Origin of the sequence: Halovenus marina, from assembly GCF_051414115.1 — an archaeon.
Lineage (GTDB): Archaea > Halobacteriota > Halobacteria > Halobacteriales > Haloarculaceae > Halovenus > Halovenus marina.
Genome location: NZ_JBLKNZ010000001.1, coordinates 2,365,073 through 2,383,935 on the forward strand (window position 1 = coordinate 2,365,073; position 18,863 = coordinate 2,383,935).

Annotated in this window: 16 protein-coding genes and 1 tRNA gene; 6 read left to right on the top strand and 11 right to left on the bottom strand. The window is 60.0% G+C overall.

Features of this window, described 5'->3' with window-relative positions; all coding sequences use genetic code 11:
• Nucleotides 1–37: 37 nt before the first annotated feature.
• The 3 genes from ACMGFL_RS12060 to ACMGFL_RS12070 all read right to left on the bottom strand — a co-directional run bounded on the left by ACMGFL_RS12060 (nucleotide 38) and on the right by ACMGFL_RS12070 (nucleotide 4,541).
• Nucleotides 38–742, bottom strand: a complete 705-nt coding sequence (locus ACMGFL_RS12060) for a DUF192 domain-containing protein (RefSeq protein WP_436935782.1) — start codon at nucleotides 740–742, stop codon at nucleotides 38–40.
• Between the two features lie 443 nt (nucleotides 743–1,185).
• The gene (locus tag ACMGFL_RS12065) at nucleotides 1,186–3,375 is read right to left on the bottom strand and encodes a histidine kinase N-terminal 7TM domain-containing protein (protein WP_436935783.1); all 2,190 of its coding nucleotides are present in this window, start codon (nucleotides 3,373–3,375) and stop codon (nucleotides 1,186–1,188) included.
• A gap of 383 nt (nucleotides 3,376–3,758) precedes the next feature.
• The gene (locus ACMGFL_RS12070; protein WP_436935784.1) at nucleotides 3,759–4,541 is read right to left on the bottom strand and encodes a VOC family protein; all 783 of its coding nucleotides are present in this window, start codon (nucleotides 4,539–4,541) and stop codon (nucleotides 3,759–3,761) included.
• A 132-nt stretch (nucleotides 4,542–4,673) separates the two neighbouring features.
• Between ACMGFL_RS12070 and ACMGFL_RS12075 the strand changes: the two genes are divergently transcribed.
• Nucleotides 4,674–4,886: an antitoxin VapB family protein gene (locus tag ACMGFL_RS12075; protein WP_436935785.1), complete on the top strand. Its 213-nt coding sequence runs from the start codon at nucleotides 4,674–4,676 to the stop codon at nucleotides 4,884–4,886.
• Complete coding sequence (locus ACMGFL_RS12080) at nucleotides 4,883–5,272, top strand: PIN domain-containing protein (RefSeq protein WP_436935786.1); 390 nt, start codon at nucleotides 4,883–4,885, stop codon at nucleotides 5,270–5,272. Before ACMGFL_RS12075 ends, ACMGFL_RS12080 begins: the two co-directional genes overlap by 4 nt.
• A 9-nt stretch (nucleotides 5,273–5,281) precedes the next feature.
• Here the strand turns inward: ACMGFL_RS12080 and ACMGFL_RS12085 are convergent, their stop codons facing one another.
• The 3 genes from ACMGFL_RS12085 to ACMGFL_RS12095 all read right to left on the bottom strand — a co-directional run bounded on the left by ACMGFL_RS12085 (nucleotide 5,282) and on the right by ACMGFL_RS12095 (nucleotide 8,942).
• Nucleotides 5,282–6,394: an OBG GTPase family GTP-binding protein gene (locus ACMGFL_RS12085; RefSeq protein ID WP_436935787.1), complete on the bottom strand. Its 1,113-nt coding sequence runs from the start codon at nucleotides 6,392–6,394 to the stop codon at nucleotides 5,282–5,284.
• Nucleotides 6,395–6,489: 95 nt separating this feature from the next.
• A complete protein-coding gene (locus tag ACMGFL_RS12090; protein ID WP_436935788.1) occupies nucleotides 6,490–6,978 on the bottom strand; it encodes a 50S ribosomal protein L11 in 489 nt (162 codons plus the stop codon).
• A 425-nt stretch (nucleotides 6,979–7,403) separates the two neighbouring features.
• Nucleotides 7,404–8,942, bottom strand: a complete 1,539-nt coding sequence (locus ACMGFL_RS12095) for a (R)-citramalate synthase (protein ID WP_436935789.1) — start codon at nucleotides 8,940–8,942, stop codon at nucleotides 7,404–7,406.
• 105 nt (nucleotides 8,943–9,047) lie between these two features.
• On the opposite strand from ACMGFL_RS12095, the gene ACMGFL_RS12100 reads away from it, so the two are divergent.
• Both ACMGFL_RS12100 and engB read left to right on the top strand, forming a co-directional pair.
• Nucleotides 9,048–9,120: transfer RNA gene (locus ACMGFL_RS12100), tRNA-Gln, on the top strand.
• A 245-nt stretch (nucleotides 9,121–9,365) separates the two neighbouring features.
• Complete coding sequence (gene engB, locus ACMGFL_RS12105; protein ID WP_436935790.1) at nucleotides 9,366–9,983, top strand: GTP-binding protein EngB; 618 nt, start codon at nucleotides 9,366–9,368, stop codon at nucleotides 9,981–9,983.
• Nucleotides 9,984–10,396: 413 nt separating this feature from the next.
• Here engB and yciH read toward each other — a convergent pair whose 3' ends face one another.
• On the bottom strand, nucleotides 10,397–10,690 hold the full coding sequence (gene yciH, locus ACMGFL_RS12110; RefSeq protein WP_436935791.1) for a stress response translation initiation inhibitor YciH: 294 nt from the start codon (nucleotides 10,688–10,690) through the stop codon (nucleotides 10,397–10,399).
• Between the two features lie 142 nt (nucleotides 10,691–10,832).
• On the opposite strand from yciH, the gene ACMGFL_RS12115 reads away from it, so the two are divergent.
• Entirely contained in the window at nucleotides 10,833–11,927 is a 1,095-nt protein-coding gene (locus ACMGFL_RS12115; protein WP_436935792.1) for a Gfo/Idh/MocA family protein, read from the top strand.
• A gap of 63 nt (nucleotides 11,928–11,990) precedes the next feature.
• Here the strand turns inward: ACMGFL_RS12115 and ACMGFL_RS12120 are convergent, their stop codons facing one another.
• Nucleotides 11,991–12,977 carry an LLM class flavin-dependent oxidoreductase gene (locus ACMGFL_RS12120; RefSeq protein ID WP_436935793.1) on the bottom strand — a complete coding sequence of 329 codons (987 nt, stop codon included), beginning with the start codon at nucleotides 12,975–12,977 and terminating at the stop codon, nucleotides 11,991–11,993.
• Between the two features lie 121 nt (nucleotides 12,978–13,098).
• On the opposite strand from ACMGFL_RS12120, the gene ACMGFL_RS12125 reads away from it, so the two are divergent.
• Nucleotides 13,099–14,481, top strand: coding sequence for an FAD-dependent oxidoreductase (locus ACMGFL_RS12125; RefSeq protein WP_436935794.1), 1,383 nt, complete (start codon nucleotides 13,099–13,101; stop codon nucleotides 14,479–14,481).
• Between the two features lie 5 nt (nucleotides 14,482–14,486).
• On the opposite strand, the gene ACMGFL_RS12130 is transcribed toward ACMGFL_RS12125, so the two are convergent.
• From ACMGFL_RS12130 to ACMGFL_RS12140, 3 genes are read right to left on the bottom strand one after another with little or no spacing between them, the layout of a single operon-like run.
• Nucleotides 14,487–16,700, bottom strand: coding sequence for a transglutaminase TgpA family protein (locus ACMGFL_RS12130; RefSeq protein ID WP_436935795.1), 2,214 nt, complete (start codon nucleotides 16,698–16,700; stop codon nucleotides 14,487–14,489).
• On the bottom strand, nucleotides 16,697–17,707 hold the full coding sequence (locus ACMGFL_RS12135) for a DUF58 domain-containing protein (protein WP_436935796.1): 1,011 nt from the start codon (nucleotides 17,705–17,707) through the stop codon (nucleotides 16,697–16,699). The genes ACMGFL_RS12130 and ACMGFL_RS12135 overlap by 4 nt, the downstream gene beginning before the upstream one ends.
• Entirely contained in the window at nucleotides 17,704–18,684 is a 981-nt protein-coding gene (locus ACMGFL_RS12140; protein WP_436935797.1) for an AAA family ATPase, read from the bottom strand. The genes ACMGFL_RS12135 and ACMGFL_RS12140 overlap by 4 nt, the downstream gene beginning before the upstream one ends.
• Between the last annotated feature and the right edge of the window lie 179 nt (nucleotides 18,685–18,863).

Below are 18,863 nucleotides of genomic sequence, written 5' to 3' on the forward strand. Positions count from 1 at the left end.
CAACCACAAGCGAAGCGAAATACCGAATTGGCTCAGTTCAGGGGAAGTTGAACGCGAGATGGTCCCCTTCAGAGACAGTATGGTGTTCTGTCCACCGATACGTAGTTTCCAGAACGTACTGTCCACGACCAGGATACCGTTGTTCGGTTCCATCCTCATCCGGTCCGGGTTCAGGCGCGTGGTAGATATCAGTGATAGTCTTCTCGTCATCAACGAAAATGATATCAATACCGAATGTCATTCCCTTCATCCAGAACGTGTGGTCTTCTACTGAATCAGTAACAAACAACATTCCCCAGTCCTCCGGAAGAAAATCGATATCGCTGAGTCCAGTCGTCCACTCATCGGGAGTCTCAGCGATAGCGGCCCGAAGGGAACCAAGTCGCTCCCCGCCCGGTGTGAGAACACACAGGCCAGTCGTATCGTGATCCGGAAAGAGCGGCTCGATTTCAGAATCAGCAGACGAATTAGTGTCTGTCGTAGTCTCTGAGTCTGCGTCCGTTGATCCGTCGGTCGTCGAGTCAGTATCGTCTGAGTCGCCAGTCGTCGTGTCGATAGTACCTGAATCACCACCTGGAGACACAGTCTCAACTGGATTGTCGTCCGAATTAGATCCAGTGGCCGGAGTAGAATTCTCAGCAGTAGCATCGGTTCCAGTGTCCAGACAACCAGCTAGAACAGATCCAGCCAGTCCAGTCCCGACAATACGGCTGAGTACGACTCGTCTCGTGTATTTACTCATTAGCGTGGTGTAGACCGTGTTTTGTCTGTGCAATCTAGCGGGTATTATAGACTAGATTTATTGATATCTATCTCCACATCCCGGAGTTGTTTGTGCTACGGAACCGCCAGCAGGGTCAGTGGATTCAGGGAGATCGTGGTTCGTGCTTTGAGCAGTCGGCACATCGGCACAACTATCGAGGATATGGTGTTCACCGACGATTCGTTTGACAGTCTCGTTACGTGGGTGGACAGGCCACTCCCGAAGGACGGTTCGTAATCCACTCCGTTCCGACCGATTCATAGACACAATTATCGTGGCCTGCAATTAAATGCTAGTGCTAGAAATGTATATGAATTTAGGGATTGGGGGAAGCCATCCGATGGATGGCGCGTATTCATGGTCTGAAAGCAGTAGTACTGTGCCTGTTCAGCGTATCACAAAAGGAGAGGACACGTTGCAGATTACTCACGTTCTGTGTCGTCATCGAATATCTGTCTAAAAACAGACCGTTCTGCCTTCCGGAGATGGCCATGAAACGTTGCAGCAGAGATCTCGAACGTGTCTGCAATCTCTTCGGCAGTTGATTCCCGAGGCCAGTCAAAATAGCCCCCATGGAACGCCGCCTTGAGCATCTGTTCTTGACGTTCAGTTACTGTTTCCAAAATCTCGTTTTTCCGTGGATCAGTCAACGAGCGATCGATACCACGTTGTTTCTGACATTTTGACGAGATCGATGTCCCTGGAAATGAACTCTGGATCCGGTCGAGTAACTGACGTGCATTCTGGTCAGAGGGCATTTCGACACTGTACTCGGCCGTTCCACCGTCGGCAACGACCTTCGTGATGTTCGTACTCGCAGTGTTTAGTTCCTCAAGAAGTGTCCCGTCATCGATAGTCCAGGAGAGTACTCCGCCGACATCCTCGTCGTCCGAGCGAATGGTCCGAACCGAGCTATCACAGACGTTCAGCAGTGCCTCGCGAGCAGTCCCGACTGTACCATTACTGACTTCCAGAAACGCAACAGTAGCAGTTTCCGATGATGGAATCAATCCCTGAAGCATAAACCGACATCCCGATTGTTCAGATGCAGTTGCAAGTGCTGCGCCGCCGTTGTGAGCCTTTAATGTGAACTCAGAGACAGTTCTAGCTGAGAGCAGTTGTTGATGTTCCAGCGCATTAAGAGTGTATCCGATGAGTTCCCCAAGTTCAAGAAGGATATCGTATTCGTCTTCGGGAGGTGAATCCAGCGAAGTAAGTGCACAGAAGACACCATATACGGTCTGATCATGGACAACTGGAACCACGATCCACGTCCCCGATCGATCCATATCCTCGACAGTCACGGTTGTGGGTTCTTGAGAATCAATAACTGGCTGCGCTGCTAATATCGGTGGGGAAACACATCTTTCGCCCCCCATTATCCAGTTATCCGTTTCATCCAGTACAGTCAAGGCATCAGCAAGACAAACGGCCTCGTAGAGTTCTCTGTTCGCAAATTGAGTACACACGGATTCGTATACTTCCGTTTTCTCAGTCGACTTCACGAGCGCTCGATTTACGCCACGGATAGTCTCGTTCAGTTCATTCACGCGAGCCAGTTCTTCCCGTTTTTCGGCAAGTGCTTGCTCACGACGATATCGCTCGGTCACGTCAGTTACAATCAGCGTGTACCCGATTTGTTGGTCTGCTTGGTTCGTGATCGGCGACACTCGTATCTCGTAGCGCCGCTGATTACGTTCAAGTTTAGCAGTGGTGACAGTTTCGAATTCGAACTCGGGGACAAGAGATGCAAGTGGGGTGTCAATAGCTTCTGTCGTGGTACAGTCAAACACAGAAGCCGCAGTATTGTTCAAATAGACAACACGTTTGTCGTCATCAATAATAATAACTCCATCGTCAAGTTGTGAGATTGCGTTTTTTCGCCCGAGGCGCTGTGTAGCCGGGATCAGCGAAAATAGCCGACGGCGGTAGACAATTCCGAACAGTGCGATCCCCCAAACTGCGAATCCATACGGGGTGAGATCAAACCCAGGAACGGGTGTCGAGACAAACACCGCAAAGATATTTCCCACCAGTGGGACGATAATTCCAATACCGAGAAGTATTGCCTGGTCGGTATACAAGTAGTTCGAAGCGAATAACAAACGGAGCAATACTCCCCCGCCCAGAAGCACCAGTATGTAGCTGTACACCAACGTTACCCAGAACCAAGGACCGTACGTCGCAACCATCGTCACGATCCCGTCTTTGACAACGACCTGATTCTCGATCCACATCAGATTGTGGATGTCGTTCGTCCAGACAAATACGATGGTAATTGCGGGTAGCACGAACAATCCAAGTACTCGTTTCCGAGTGACAGCCTGTCCATACCCAGAATATTCGAGCGCAAACAATAGAAAACAGACAGGGAGTACAGGAGTTGCAAACCACTGGAGGTGCTCCCAGAACGGTCGCCACGTCTGGTTGTGTGTCAGTAACCCTAGCGCGTATGTTCCCGTCCAGACTGTCGTCGCCCAAAGTGTCCCTGAAAGCCATCGTGCACCAGGACGTTCACGATGCCAGTACGCATACACACCCATCCCTGTCGTGATCAACGCAGAGACGGCCAAGACCCCGACGGCAACCCAAGAGTACACCGTCGCACTCATCGGCTTTCACCGACTAGTCGACACAGAGACATAGGCGTTTGCGGTCGCGTGTGAAGTTGGACCATCGGTTCTACTCTTGTACATCGCCCGATTCTCCTATGTGAGGAGACTATTGCACAGAATAGTCCCGTTCCATATATAATTAACTCTCTCCTGAAATACCTGGTGACAAAGTATGAATAGAAGCCATTAAGCAGTATTTCACATTTATTTTACGTATATATAAATATATTAAATCCCCATATATAAATAGGGAGAGCGAAGAGCACCGCGCCGATAGACAGAAGAGTCACTGACAAACACGCATAGTGTCGGCTATCGCATCTCGAAACTACTTCCACACCCAGTGGGCAAAATATCTGCCATGTGGACAGCCGACAGTATTAGAACGGAAACAGCGACTCAGCCGCGGGGTCGCGTTCAAGCAGTTCAACCTCGTGACCGTCCGGGTCTTTGGTGAAGGCGTACAGGTCATCACACGATTCTGGGTCGCGGTACTCGGGAGCCTCTCTGGTCATGAGTTGCTCCCAGTCCTCCTGCAGGTCGTCGAGTCGAACGCAGAGATGCCCCCACGCGTCGCCCAGCGTGTACGTGCGCCCGTCGTAGTTGTACGTGAGTTCGAGGCTCATCACTTCCTCGGGGGCATCAGACGGCTCGACGAAGTAGTTCGCGAACGTGTCTGCCTCCCACCGACCGACTTCGTCGTACTCGAACTTGCGCGTCCAGTAGCCGAGTGCCTCGTCGGCGTTCTCGACCCGAATCATCGTGTGGTCGATCGACCAGCGCGCGCCGAAGTCCCGCTCGACGATCTCGATCTCGTGGCCGTCTGGGTCTTTGACGAAGGCGTAGCCGGGATTGTCCTCGGGGCGGCGATAGTCCTCGACGCCCTCGTCCATGAGTTCGTAGTACGCGTCGTGAACGTCCTCGACGCGCACGGCGATATGGCCCCACGCGTCACCGAGTTCGAGGTCGTCCTCACCCTCGTTGTGGGTCAGTTCGAGCATCGCGCCGTCATCGTGCATGTCCTCGGGACCCATGTAGACGATGGTGAAGTCGTCGCCCTCGTAGCGGTCGAACTCCTCGTAGTCGAGGTGGGTGCCGTACCAGTCGAGTGACTGTTCGAGGTCCGAGACGCGAATCATCGTGTGGTCGAGAATACCGCTCATGTACGGAAGGATGGACGCAGCGAGCAAAAGCGTGCGGGTCTCAGATAATGGGCTGGTGCATTCCCGTGTATCATCCGCTCCGAACGAACGGGGAAACACAGAAATTCGTTCGATGTATACACTAGTGTGTACATGGGTGATAAGACTATCCGGGTGTCGGAAAAGACGTGGCGGAAGCTCCGAGCGCGAAAGCGAGGTGACGAGAGTTTCGAGTCGGTCATCAGACGGGAGCTAGAGGATGACGATCCACTCGCCGGATTCGGCGCGTGGAGCGACACGAGTATCGACGAGTCCGTGCGGGAGGTCAAAGAGGAGATGGACGAGGATTTCGAAGCAGAATCATGAAGATCCTCGACAGTAGCTTCTGTGCGGACTTTCTTCGCGGGCGAGAACCGGCAAAGGAGTATCGACTCGACAACCAGGACGAAATTCTCGTGCTCACGTCGATCGGTTCCTACGAACTGTATCACGGCGCGATAAAGGAAGGGCGCGACCCCGTGCTCATCGAAGACCATCTCCCCTGGGTGGACTATCTGGAGTACGACAGAACGCATGCACTCGAAGCCGCGCGAATTCGGCAGGAGCTAGAGGAAAACGGTAAGCGAATCCAGCATCCCGATATGATGATCGCCGGTGTTGCGCGCTCGCTCGACGTTCCACTCGTTACGTCGGATGGCAGATTCGAGTTGATCGAAGACCTCGACATCGAAAATCACCGAGAATTGTACTGACAGGTGCGACTAGTTCGTCGTCAGGATCCGCAGTTCGTCCTCGTCTGCGAGTTCGTGGTCCAGACCGACCTGCTGTTCGTCGTGTTTCGCACTCGGGCCGCTGACTCGCGCGAACCTGAACCGCTCGTCGAACTCCCCGCCGAGTTTCTCACAGGCGTCCTCGACAGTCGCACCCGAAAAGAGAATGAGTGGTTCCTCGTAATCGACGCCGCGGCCGGGCTTGTCCATGTAGACCCGGATGAGACCGAGTTCTGCCCAGATCCGCTCTCTGAGCGTATCGAGGCCTTTCTCCTGTTCGGCGCTGATGAAAATTGCGTCGTCAGGGTCGATGTCGTGTTCACGGAGGTTTTCGTTGACGGTCTCGAGGTAATCGGGTTCTATCAAGTCGGCCTTGTTGACGACCACGGTGGAGGGGAGATAGACGCGGTTGTCCCTGATGCCGTCGATGAGTCGGTCGAGGTCGACCTGCTCGGAGATGGTCACGTCCGCGTTCGCGTACCCGTGCTCACGGAGGATGCTCGTGATCGTTCCCTCGTCGAGGTCGAGGTCGACGCTCGCGTTGACGGAGATGCCGTCCTTTGCCTTCTTGCGGATCGAGACCCGTGGCGGCTCCTGATCCGGGCGGATGCCGTTGCGGTACAGCTCCTCCTGCAGGCGCTCGTACTGGTCGATCTCGAACACCGACAGCATGAATATGATGAGATCCGCTGTCCGGACGACCGAAAGCACCTCCTGTCCGTCGCCGCGGCCGCTCGCCGCACCCTCGATGAGTCCGGGCACGTCGAGCAACTGGATGTTCGCCCCGCGGTACTGGAGCATGCCGGGGTTGACGTCGAGCGTCGTGAACTCGTAAGACCCCGTCTCGCTGTCCGCGTTGGTCAGCGCGTTCAACAGCGTGGACTTGCCGACACTGGGAAAGCCCACGAGTGCGACGGTCGCATCGCCCGTCTTCTCGACGGCGTAGCCGGGGCCGCCGCCCGAGGAAGACTGCTGTTTTTCGAGTTTCTCCTTTTTCTCTGCGAGTTTGGATTTCAGCCGACCGATGTGTGCTTCAGTCGACTTGTTGTAGGGCGTGCTGGCGATTTCCTCTTCGAGTTCCCGGATCTCGTCTTCGAGCCCCATTATCCGAGTGTGGACGGTGGATACGCAAAAGCGCTTTCGTCCGTGGTCGTCATCGCGTCACGGACGTCTATCGGTCCCGCGTGCTGCACGGGCGGTTAGGCGGTCGCCTCGTCGGCGAAGACGTCGTCGTACTCGCCGCCGTCGATGCGCTCTTTGAACTCGCGGGGGTCCTCGCCCTCGATTGTCACGCCGAGTGTGACGCAGGTGCCGACGACCTCTTTCGCGGCGTTTTTCAGGTCGTAGGCCAGCAGGTCGGGGTGTTTCTGCTCAGCGATCTGCTTGATCTGTTCGACGGAAAGATCGGCGACGAAGTTCTCCTGCGGTTCGCCGCTGCCCGTCTCGAAGCCCGCTTCGTCCTTGATGAGTTCCGCCGTCGGCGGGACACCGACCTCGATCTCGAAGGAGCCGTCCTCCTCGTAGGTGACGGTCACGGGAACTTCGGTCCCGTCGAACGCCGCGGTCTGGTCGTTGATCTCCTGGACGACAGCCTGCACGTCGACCGGCGTCGGACCGAGTTCCGGCCCGAGCGGCGGACCGGGGTCGGCGTTTCCACCGGGAACGAGTACTTCTATCGATTCAGCCATACACGGTGATCCGTGAGCAGGGCTTTAAGGGCTTCCGTTCCCGGTCGACGCTAGATCGGTGTTTGGGTCTCGTATTTTATGTTGTGACTGTCATGGTTATGGGTGATTCCAATCTTGTGAACACCAAGAAAGCCCCCGCTCTCTCGGGTCGGGGGACTTGCTGCGCGCTCCCTTCGGTCGCGTGCTTGCTACGTCCGCCTTCCCCGAGAGAGCGGCCCCTTTCAGTCCCACCCGCATAGACTGATCGGTCAGCCGAACTGGGTGGGACTGAAAGGGGCAGCCTGCTGAACGAACCACGACGAAGTAAGCACCGCAGGCCGAAGGCCAAGGAGCGCAACGAGTCGCGGGAGTTCAGCAGGCTGGGGCTTTCTTGGTGTTTGAAGCCGCGAAGAAACAGTCAAAACCCACTGAAACAAACATACTGATCAGTCGTCGGCGATCAGAGTCTCCTCGTCGTCAGCGACGAGTCGGTCCATCGCGTTGACCATCGCCGTGACCGAGGCGTGCGTGATGTCGGAATCGCTCACGGCGACGCTGACGGTTTCGTCGTCGCGGGACATCTCCACCTCGACGGTGACGATGGCGTCGGTGCCACCCGTGATCGCGTCGACGTGGTAGGATTCCAGCGAGGCGTCGATTTCGTGACTCAAGAGTTCCTCGGTGGCGTTCATCGCGGCGTCGACGGGACCGGACCCGGTCGCTGCGTTCTCGCGGCTCTCGCCCTCGACGGCGAGCCGAACGCTCGCAGTCGGTGGGTTGACGCCGCTGACCGCAGTCAGGTCAAGCAGTTCGACGCGGCGGTCGCGCTCGATCCCCTGAATCTCCTCGGCAATCGTCAGGAGGTCCACGTCTGTGACGCGCTTGCCGCGGTCGGCGATAGTCTTGACTCGCTCGACGATTTCGTCGAGTTGCTCGTCGGTGACGGAGACGTCGTGTTCGCTGAGCGCGGCCTCGACGCCAGCGCGTCCGGCGTGTTTCCCGAGTGCGAGCCGTCGCTTCCGCCCGACCAGCTCCGGCGGGTATGGCTCGTACATCGAGTCGTCCTTGAGCGTGCCGTCGGTGTGGATACCCGACTCGTGGGTGAAGGCGTTCTCGCCGACGACGGCCTTGTTCGCTGGCAGCGCCATGCCCGTCTTGTTGGCGACGAGTTGGGCGAGTTCGTACACGTTCGAGAGATCCATCGTCTCGACGCCGTAGCCGTGTTCGAGCGTGATGGCGACCTCTTCGAGCGCGACGTTGCCCGCGCGCTCGCCGATGCCGTTGATGGTGCCGTGCACCATGTCGGCCCCGGCCGCGAGCGAGACCAGCGCGTTCGTCACCGCCAGTCCGAGGTCGTCGTGGGTGTGCGTACTCGTCGGTCCCAGTTCGGCAAGCATCCGAACGCATTCGAGCGTGCGGTCCGGGGTCGCGTGGCCGACTGTATCGGCGTAGCAGACCCGGTCAGCGCCAGCGTCGAGCGACGCCGCCATCAGTTCTTCGAGATAGTCGAGATCCGCACGCGATCCGTCCTCGCCAATAACTTCGACCCAGAGACCGTGGTCTTTGCCGTACTCGACGAGTTCGGCGGTCGAGCGGACGTTCTCCTCCAAGGAGATGCCGACCTTCTCTGTGACGTGCTTGTCGCTTGCGGGTACGACCAGATTGACGCCGTCGACGCCGCAGTCGATGGCCAGATCGATGTCGTTCTGGATGCCGCGGGCGAAACTGGTGACCGTCGCGTCGAGATCGAGATCTGCGACGCGGCGGATCGTCTCGCGCTCACCGGGGCCGGTGCAGGCGCTCCCGGCCTCGATCACGTCGATCGCGGCGCCGTCGAGTTTGCGGGCGATGTGTGCTTTCTCGTCGGGCGTGAGCGACACACCCGGCGCTTGTTCACCGTCGCGGAGCGTCGTGTCGAGAAACTGTACGTCGCCGATGTTCTCGAGTGTGCTAGTGTCGGGGTGGCCCCCGAATAAATCGATCACCGGTCATACTAACCTCACTCCACAGTCGGGGGATGGATGGTTAAAAAGGTGCCTCTTTCCTGCGGACAGTAATGCACTTGTATCCGGGCAGGCAAGCACTGGTGAAGCCCTGTGGTGTAGCGGCCAATCATAGTGGCCTTTGGAGCCACTGACGCTGGTTCGAATCCAGCCAGGGCTACTGTATTTTCAGTCGCCGACTGGATTCGAAGCAGGGAACGGAGTGACTGTGGTTCGAATCCAGCCAGGGCTACTGTATTTTCAGTCGCCGACTGGATTCGAAGCAGGGAACGGAGTGACTGTGGTTCGAATCCAGCCAGGGCTACTCTCTTGTGAATATCCGCTGGCTCCGAATGACAGTGCATACGCACCGGTCGTTCGACTCGATGTGGACAGCCATTTATCCGCTGGCAGCCAACAAGAGGTATGTTCGAGAGTCGACCGGACCGAGACAGTGAGGTAGTCCTCTGTGGCCGGTCGAACGTCGGCAAGTCGACGCTGATGCGCGAACTCACCGGCCACGACTTCGACACGGGGAGTCGGCCGGGCGTGACCCGACAGCCCAACCACTACGACTGGGCGTCTGCGGATTTCGTCATCACCGACCTGCCCGGCTTCGGCTTCATGAAGGGCGTCCCCGAAGAGGTGCGCGAGGAAATCAAAACCGACATCGTCCGCTATATCGAGGAGTACGCCGACGAGATTCTCGTCGGGGTTCTCGTCCTCGACGGCAAGGCCGCCGTCGATATCATCGACCGCCACAGCGGCCCCGATTCCATCCCGCACACCGTGGAACTGTATCACTTCCTGCGGGACGTGGGGATTCCGCCTGTCATCGCGGTCAACAAGATGGACAAAGTCGACAACACGGACGAGCGACTCGACGAAATCTGTGACCGCTTCGGACTCGTGCCACCCTGGAAACAGTGGCAGGAGACGATTGCCCCCATCTCCGCCAAGCGGGGGAACATCGACGCACTCGAATCTGCCGTCCGCGAACACCTCCACGACGCGGGCCGGGACGACCTCTTTCAGTTCTTCTAGGTGCGAAGTGGGTCAGCGGATCTCATAACAGACAGTCCGTAGACACCAAGAAAGCCCCGAGTCTCTGAACTCCCGCGACTCGCTGCGCGCGCTCCTTTCAGTCGCGTGCTTACTTCGCCGGGGCTCGTTCAGAGACTCGCCCCTTTCAGTCCCACCCCGCAGACAGGCTTACCAGCCGACTCGGGTGGGACTGAAAGGGGCGACTGGCTACGCGAACCCCGACGAAGCAAGCACCGCAGGCCAACGGCCGAGGAGCACAGCGAGTCGTGGGAGCGTAGCCAGTCGGGGCTTTCTTGGTGGTCAGCACAGACGAAGTGTCAGTAGTCAATACAGCGTTCGCAGTTACAAACCCGTTCGCCACACGATCAACTCAATTGAATCCAACACACACCGGAGCGACCGAAAACAGTCGATTAGGCGACGTTGAATCCCTTGTCTCGGAGGAAATCCTCGACCCGGCCTGTGTGATTGCCTTGGAGCTCGATCTGACCGTCGTCTATCGTTCCCCCACACGCGAATTTCGATTTGAGGTCCGACGAGAGACTGTCCAAGTCGACGTCGTTCGGATCGAAGCCCTCAATTATCGTTACCTCTTTTCCGTAGCGGCGCTCGTCGATGCGGATGGTAATCTCCTGCGAGTCCTTTGCGACGTCCTCACAGACGCAAAGCTCGTCAGGGAGCCCGCACGTCGAGCAGACTTCCGACATTACAATGTACTCCTAAGAAATGGTGCTATTAAATACTGTCGGGATATCGAGCGATGAGGGGCAGACGGAGATGCGTCTGCAAAGAACGACTGACACCCCAGAAGAATTAATGCGTGTCGCCGCCCTCTGACCGAGAGACAGAATGACTTACACCGCAGGAATCATCGGTGCTGGAGGGATCGCCGGACTCGGCATCCTCGGCATGCACGACGAGGACGAAATCGGCAAGAAGAAAGTGCGAGCAAGTCACGCTGGCGGCTACGACGCCACCTCGGACATCGAACTGGTCGCCGTCGCAGACACCGACCCGGACAAGCTGAACACGTTCGCGGACGCGTGGGACCTCGACGACGGAGCAACCTACACGGACCACACGAGGATGCTCCAGGCGGAGTCACTCGACGTGGTTTCGGTCGCGACGCCGACACTGTTGCACGCCGAGCACGTGCTGGATGCGGTCGAACACGGGTCACCACAGGTCGTCTGGTGCGAGAAACCAATCGCCTCCTCGCTCGAAGACGCCAATCGGATGATCGACCGCTGTGAGGAGACCGAGACCGAACTCGTCATCAACCACTCCTTTCGATTCACCGACAAGCTGCAGCAGCTTCGAACGCTGATTCACGAGGAGGGTCTGCTCGGTGAAATTCGGTCCGTGAGCACGCAGTTCCGGATGGAACTGCTCCGGAACTCCACGCACCTGCTCGATACGCTCGTCTATCTGCTGGATGCGCGCCCGAGCGTCGTCAACGGCTACATCACCGGCGAAAACGAGGCCGCGGACTCTCTCGGTGCCGACCAGGACGTCGACGACGCCGCTGGCGGCGGTTTCGTCGTTATGGACGACGACACCTTCGTCACCATCGACTGTACCATCCCCCGCGACATCTCCTCGATGAACCTGAGCTTCATCGGTTCGGAAGGGAAACTGTACATGAACAACGACGACGGCGAGTGGCGCTACTGGTCGCTCGAAGACGGCGAGCACGTCGAGCTCCCTCTCCCCGGTATCGAGGGAGAGTGGACGTGGGACGAGGACTACGAGCGAGCGTTTGCAAACGCCGCGAATCACATTCAGGACATTCTGAACGACGGGGTCGAAAACATCTCACCCGGCGTCGAGGCGGCCAAATCACTCGAAATCATCATCGGGTTCTACGTCTCTCATTACACGAACGGCACCTGCACGGTGCCACTCGACCGGCCGCTGAACGGCGTGGAGATCACCTCCTGGTGAATCTCGTCGGGGCCCTGATGTGCCCAGGGGATTCGCACGCTCCAGCCAAGTAGCTGCAGACGGTCAAAATGCTGGCAGAATGGTCTCCTCAAACGCCTCGACAACCCGGTATGGGTCACCCAGGTTTGACATCACGATGACGCGAGTCACGCCAGCGTCCTCGAACGACTGAAGTAGTTCGAGCAGTTCGCTCGGGTCGTCGGTGATGAGCAGTTCGTCTCTGATTTCTGCGTCGCTCATCTCGCTGATCTGCTCGTCTGCGACCGACTGGATCGAACGCGGGTCCGGGTTGTCGAGTTCCTCGACGGGAACCATCTCGCCTCGTTCTCGTGCCTCGGCGACCAGTTCGTCCGGGTCGCCGATGTTCGTGATGATCTCGTTCGTGATGTGCGGGTCACCCTGCCGGTCCGCACCCTCCCACCCCTTCCGGAAGTTCGGAGCCACCCGCTTTTCGACCAACTCAGCCCCACCCGTCGTCAACACGCCATCTCCGTGTGTTCCCGCAAGCTGACTCGACTGTGGCCCCCAGGCGGCCCAGTTGATGTCGATGTCGGATTTCGGCGGCGTGAACACCTGAATGTCCTCGTACTGGTAATGGTCGCCCTCGTAGGTGAGGTAGTCCCGTGTGTCCCAGAGTTCACGCATAATCTCGATTGCCTCGACGAGCATCTCCGCTCTAGTGCCCCAGTCGGGCCAGGTATCGGTGAACGGGGCTTCGTTCAGCGCCTCGCCAACCCCCAGCGCGACCTCGAGCCGGTCGGGGGACATGTTGTCGAGCGTCGCCAGTGCCTGCGCGAACACCGGCGGTTCGTACCGAAAGAGTGGACACGAAACGGAGGTGCCGACCGGAACCTCTGGCACCTCGTTCATCACCGCACCGAGCCATGGGAGGACGTGATGGGTGTAGGGGCGCGTGTCCAGCCAGGGATGAAAGTGGTCCCCGATCCAGATGCCCTCGAACCCGGCATCGACGGCCGTCTTCGCCAGTTCGATGTCCTCGGCTGGCGACCGAAAACAGCCGCCCACGTTCATGTGAATCTCTAACGACATGACCAGAGCGTTTGCCGGAGTCGGAATAAGTATTCCGGCGCGTCGGCAGTCGTGTAGAGTGAAACCCACCACCGAGACGGCCAGCCCGAACTGCTAAGTTCTGGCACAGAGTACCTGTCGTATGTCTGCTCTTCCACAGTCGACGGATGTCGTGATCGCAGGGGCTGGGATGGCGGGGCTGGTCGCTGGCGTCGCGCTGACAGAACAGAGCGAGGACGTCCTCGTGGTCGAAAAGGGGTCACGGCCGGGTGGCTCGATGAGATTGTCCGGCGGCACCATCTGGACGTGGGATGACGTTGCCACGGCGACAGCAGTCGCGCCACAGGGAAACAAGATGCTCCAGTCGCTCGTCGTCGACCGCTACGAGGAGTCCATCGAGTGGCTGACATCACAGGGCGTCGACCTGACCGAACAACCAACCGAGGAGGAGCGGACGATCATGGACGCCGACCCGGAGCAGATGACGAACGCACTCGTCGAGACGCTCGAACGCAACGGCGGCACGGTACAGACCGACACGCCGATGAAGCGACTTCGCGAGCGCGAGGGCGATGTTGCGGGACTCGTCGTCGCGGACGACGGGTCGGAGGTACATATCGAAAGCGAGGCTGTGATACTCGCGACGGGTGGCTTTCAGGGCGACGACGCGATGGTCGAACAGCACATCACCGACCGTCCGGACCGACTGTGGCTGCGCGGCAACCCGTGGAGTACGGGCGACGGATATCGGGCGGCGGCCGCTGTCGACGCGAAACTTACCCGTGGCACCGGCTGGTTCTACGGGCACAACATGGCCGCGCCACCGGCAACCGTGCGCCCGGAGGAGTTCATCGATCTGACGCAGTACTACGGCCCCAGAGCAGTCGCGGTGAACCAACGCGGCCAGCGGTTCGTCGACGAATCGGCCTGTGACGGCGAGGACGAACTCGCCGTCGCGACCGCACGCGAGGCAGACGGTCGAGCGTACTACGTCCTCGATGCGACGCTGTACGAGTCCGAAATCAGTTCGGGGTCACAGGTAAAAGCGCTCGTCGACCGGGTCGAACGCGCTGGCGGTGCTGTCGCCTCGGCAGAGTCGATCCAGGGACTCACAGCGGCGCTCTCCGACTGGGACCTCGACGGAGCACGGCTGGTCGAGACGCTCACAGAGTACAACGCGGCTATGACAGAGGGAAACCGGCTGGATCCGCCACGCACTACCGACCGTCGGCCGCTGGACACGCCACCGATGTACGTCGTTGCGGTGCAGCCCGGGATTACCCAGACGACAGGCGGCGTGGCGGTCACAGCCCGGATGGAGGGTATCGACCGGACTCGGAGCCGTTCCACACTCACACAGGACTCGACGAACACGGACTCGACGAATCTTGCGCCGATCGCAGGGCTGTACGCGGCGGGTGCGAGCGTCGGAAACGTCCACAACGGCGGCTATATCGGTGGGCTCGCGACCGCCCTCGTGACTGGGCGGATCGCTGCCAGCGCTGCCCACGATGACGTCCAGTAGTGTAGTCAGCGGAACGGAATCCGACTCTGTGACCGTCTGACGGTCTTGAGTAGCCCAAGCGCCTCGTCGACATCGTCGGTCGTTGCCGCCTCGTTGTATCGGGCTTTCTCTCGTAGGTCGGTGAGCTGTCTGGCACTCCAGCTCGCGTCGATATCGTCCAGATAGGCGCGCATCGTCTCACCGCGTTTCCGGGGCCTGTGTCGCCGTTCGAGCGTCGCGAGTAACTGGTCGTGGATCCGTTCGATGTCGGCGGCTGGGTCCGCCCCGCGGTGTCGTCGAAACCGGATGCTGCTTGCGATCCGGCCGACCGTCGGGCTCTGTCTGACCCCGGCAACCAGACCGAGCAACACGACGACCCCGAGTGCGAACTGCTGTGTCGGGGGCGGCGTCACCGGGAGTAACGTCTCGGACTCCCTGTCGGTGTCGGCCTGTCCAGTCGTGTCTCCGGTTGCGCCCGAGACGACCTGGCTCCCGTTTGTCCCTCCCTCCGGAGCCATCAGACTGGACGGATCGCCCGCGAATATCTGTTCACGAAGCCGTGCCGGAATCGTCGACCGGGTCGTGTTACTGGCCGACGCATTCTCGCTTGCTCCCAGGTCGGTGCTACTGTCGAGAGACGACTGCCCTGCAGACCCAGTGGGTTCGATGCCCGTCTGTTCGATCTCCTCGTCGAGCGCGCGCTGTTCGGCTTCCTCGCGGTCGTCTGCCGGTGTCGGGTCGAACTGAAGCCACCCAACGTCGGGGTAGTACACCTCCACCCACGCGTGTGCGTTCAGCCCGCGCACCGCGTAGGTGTCCTCGTCGACCTCCTCGCCGGGGGTGTATCCGACGGCGAGACGGGCCGGGATCCCCTGGGTTCGCAGCATGGTCACCATTGTCGTCGCGTAGTAGGTGCAGTACCCGGCCTCCATCTCGAACAGGAACGCGTCGGCGACGGTTCCATCGGGGCGGTCGACGTCGAGTGAGTACTCGCGTGCGTTCTTGAGCCACTGTTCGACGGTCAGTGCAACCTCGTGTGGGTTTTTCGCGTCCGCGGTGAGCTCTGCGGTGAACTCACCGACGCGGTCCGGCGTGTCATCGGGAAGCTGGGTGTAGGTCGATTCGATGTCGTCCGGGTAATCGAGTGTCGACCTGAACCGTTTCCGGTCCGATTGCGGAACCTGACTGGTCACCTCGTAGGTCTCCCCGTTCGAGAGTGTGCCATCGAGCGTGATGTCACCGTGGTCGGTCACGAGTGTCCGGTCAGCGATGTCGTCGCTGACCTGCGTCGGTCGCCACGCCGCTGGCAGCGCGGAGATAGTTGTATTGGCTTCGATGCGCTGTGTGACCTGTTCTGTCTCACCCGGCGGCTGGTCGAGTTCGTCCGGACCGTACGCCGTGTTCGACCCGGTTCGAACCCAGCCGTCGCCCGTGTATCGGTCGAACGTCGCCGTCTTCCAGTAACTCGCTCGCTCGCTCTCGACGATGAACCGAATCGCTGGTGACTGATCGACCTCTGCCTGAACATCGATCTGCCCGTCAGTGCCCACGAGACTCTCTTCGAGGGTCGTCGTCTCGCCGGTGTCGGTGATCGAGATCGGCGCTGCGGCCCCGCTGGGCACGATAGTGACCACGAGCGGAGCGAGGATCATCACCGCAAGCACCGTCGCAACGCGTCCGGTTGCCGCACGCGACACGTCACGTCCGTCGAGGTCGCCAAAGCCGACGAGCGCGCCGATTGCGATGACCGCGAGCAGCGTTGCCGTCGTGGCAGCATCGCCCGTGAGCACGAGATAGCCGACGGGGAGACCGCCCGCGACCGCTCCGGCGACGTATCGGCGGCGCACGACCAGAAACCACGTCACGAACACCGGGGCTGGCGTGACCGACAGCGCCCAGATGTCCACCGCCCGGATTTTGAGGACTGTCTGGCCCGTCAGCAACTCGACGTTGTGCAGCGCCATCGCGATGACGTTCGGGTCGTACGGTAAGGCGAGCACGTAGACGACGAGGCTGAGCACGAACACCGCGCCGCCGAGCGCGAGTGCGACTCGCTCTTCGAGCACGCGAGCCGTCACCGTCGCCGCGAGGAGTGTCACCCCGACGAGCGGATACAGCGGCCACGGGTCACGAACCGTGCCGAGCACGTCGTGGATCACCGAGAGAAAGGCAAACAGCAACGCGAGTGCGGCGAGCAACGCGACGCCACGGACCAATAGTCCGGATCGGGTGTCGTTCATGCGTGCACCTCCGGGGACTCGTGGTCAGTTTCTGTCTCCACGTCGCGCTGTGACTGCTTGCTGATCGCCTCCAACAGCGTCGTCGTGTACTCACCGATCCGGACGCGCGTGTCGTCCGATCCCGCGTCAATCTCGACATCCGCATCGGCGCGCACTGCCTCGGGGAGGTCACCGCCATCGGTTGCCGCGAGTAACTGGAGGAGGTTCCCCCGGTGGGTCATCCCACGCCCTGCAGGCAGGTGTTCCTCGGGCAGTGTGAGTTCGACGGACTGTCCGGCATCGAGTCCGAGTTCGACGGCGGTTGCGGCCGCACGTGCCATCTCGTCTACCCGTCCCGGTTCGCTCGTCGCGGCGACCGAGACCGTCTCGTCGCGTTCGGTTGCGGCGAACTCGACGACCATGAACTCCTCGCGCTTCGCGCTCGTCTTCCAGTGAACGTGTCGAAGGGGGTCACCCGGCTGGTACTCGCGAAGCCGGTCGAACTCCTGCCGCTCGACCTCGAACTCATCCGAGAACTGCCGCGCGAGCGCGCTCTCCGCTGCGACCTCGTATCGCTGCGGATAGACGACCACCTCTGCGGCCGTCGTCTGTTCGATCTGCCGTTCGACGAGTCCGAGCGCGCCGCGCTGGACGACGGTCGGCGGGCCAATCGAGTGGACGCCGCGGTCCTGTAACTCGACGGAGCGCTCGAACTGATAGGGGAGCGAGACTGTCGCGGCGATCGGCTCCATGTCGATTCCGTCCGGCGGCGCGACGTGAACGGTTGCGAGTCCAGTTCCGTCGACGAGCAATTCGACCGTTCGCGTCTCCCCGGGAAAGCCCGGCGCTGATCCAGCGAGTTCGACGGTCGGCTCGCTCGCCTGCCGGACCGAGAGCATCCCGAGCAACAGCGCGAGAAACAGCGGCGCTGCGACGGCGTTCAGCGAGCGCGCACCGAACTGCCAGCCGTACGCGACGGTGCCCAGAACGACGCCAAACGCAATCCAGCCGCGGCGTGTCAGTCTCATTCTACCTGCACTCTGTCGAGCGTTTCGGCGATGACTGTCCGGCCGGTTCGGTTGTCGCTGGTCCGGATCCGATGCCCCAGCACCGCTGGCGCCTCCGTCTGGATATCGTCGGGGACGACGTAGTCGCGTCCGTCGATTACAGCCCGACCCTGAGCGGCCCTGAGCAGGGAGATGGTGCCGCGCGGACTGACACCCAGTTGTGTCTGCTCACGCGTGTAGGTCACGATTCGCGTCGCGTACTCCCGAATCGCCTTCGAGACGGTGACCTCAGTCGTGGTCGCCCGGGCGCGCCGCAGGTCCTGCAGGGTCGCCACCGACGTCAGTTGCTCGATGGGATGTTCGCCCACGACCCGGTCGAGCAACTCCGTCTCCTGTGCGGAGTCGGGATAGCCAAGTTGCAGTTTCTTCATGAACCGGTCCAGTTCGGCCATCGGCAGGTCGTAGGCGCGGTCACCCTCGACGGTGTTCTGGGTCGCGATGACGGTAAAGGGGTCCGGAAGCGTGCGGGTCGTCCCGTCGACGGTGACCTGTCGCTCCTGCATCGCCTCCAGCAGTGCGCTCTGCGTCTTCGGCGGTGCGCGGTTTATCTCGTCGCCGAGTACGACGTTTGCGAACACTGGCCCCTCTCTGAACTCGAAGGCCTCCTCGCGCTGGTTGTAGACGTTGACACCGGTCACGTCCGAGGGAAGCAGGTCCGGCGTGAACTGGACGCGCTTGAACGTGCCCCCGAAGGACTGTGCGACCGACCGCGCAAGCATCGTCTTCCCCACCCCGGGTACGTCTTCCAGTAGGACGTGTCCCCGCCCGAGCAGTGCCGTCATGATGTGTCTGATCTCCTCGTCGTGGCCGACGATCACCTGCTGGACGTTGTCGATGATCGAATCGACGGTCTCACGCGCCGTCGTGATGTCGGTCGGTTCCTCTGTCTGGTCCCGCGCCGTCGTTGGGTCTGGAGCGTCTGTCTCCGTATCTGTCATGTGTGCTCTCAGTTCCTGCCCGCGTCAGTTGCCACCGGTTCAGGTTCGCAGTCAACATCGACATCGTGTCGGACCGGCCAACCTCGTCAACGCGTCTTGCCGCGTTGGATGCTATCGACTGTCATCCAATACTTGGGTTCCAGCATACTAAATGGCAGGGTGGTCTGACGCTCGCTTCA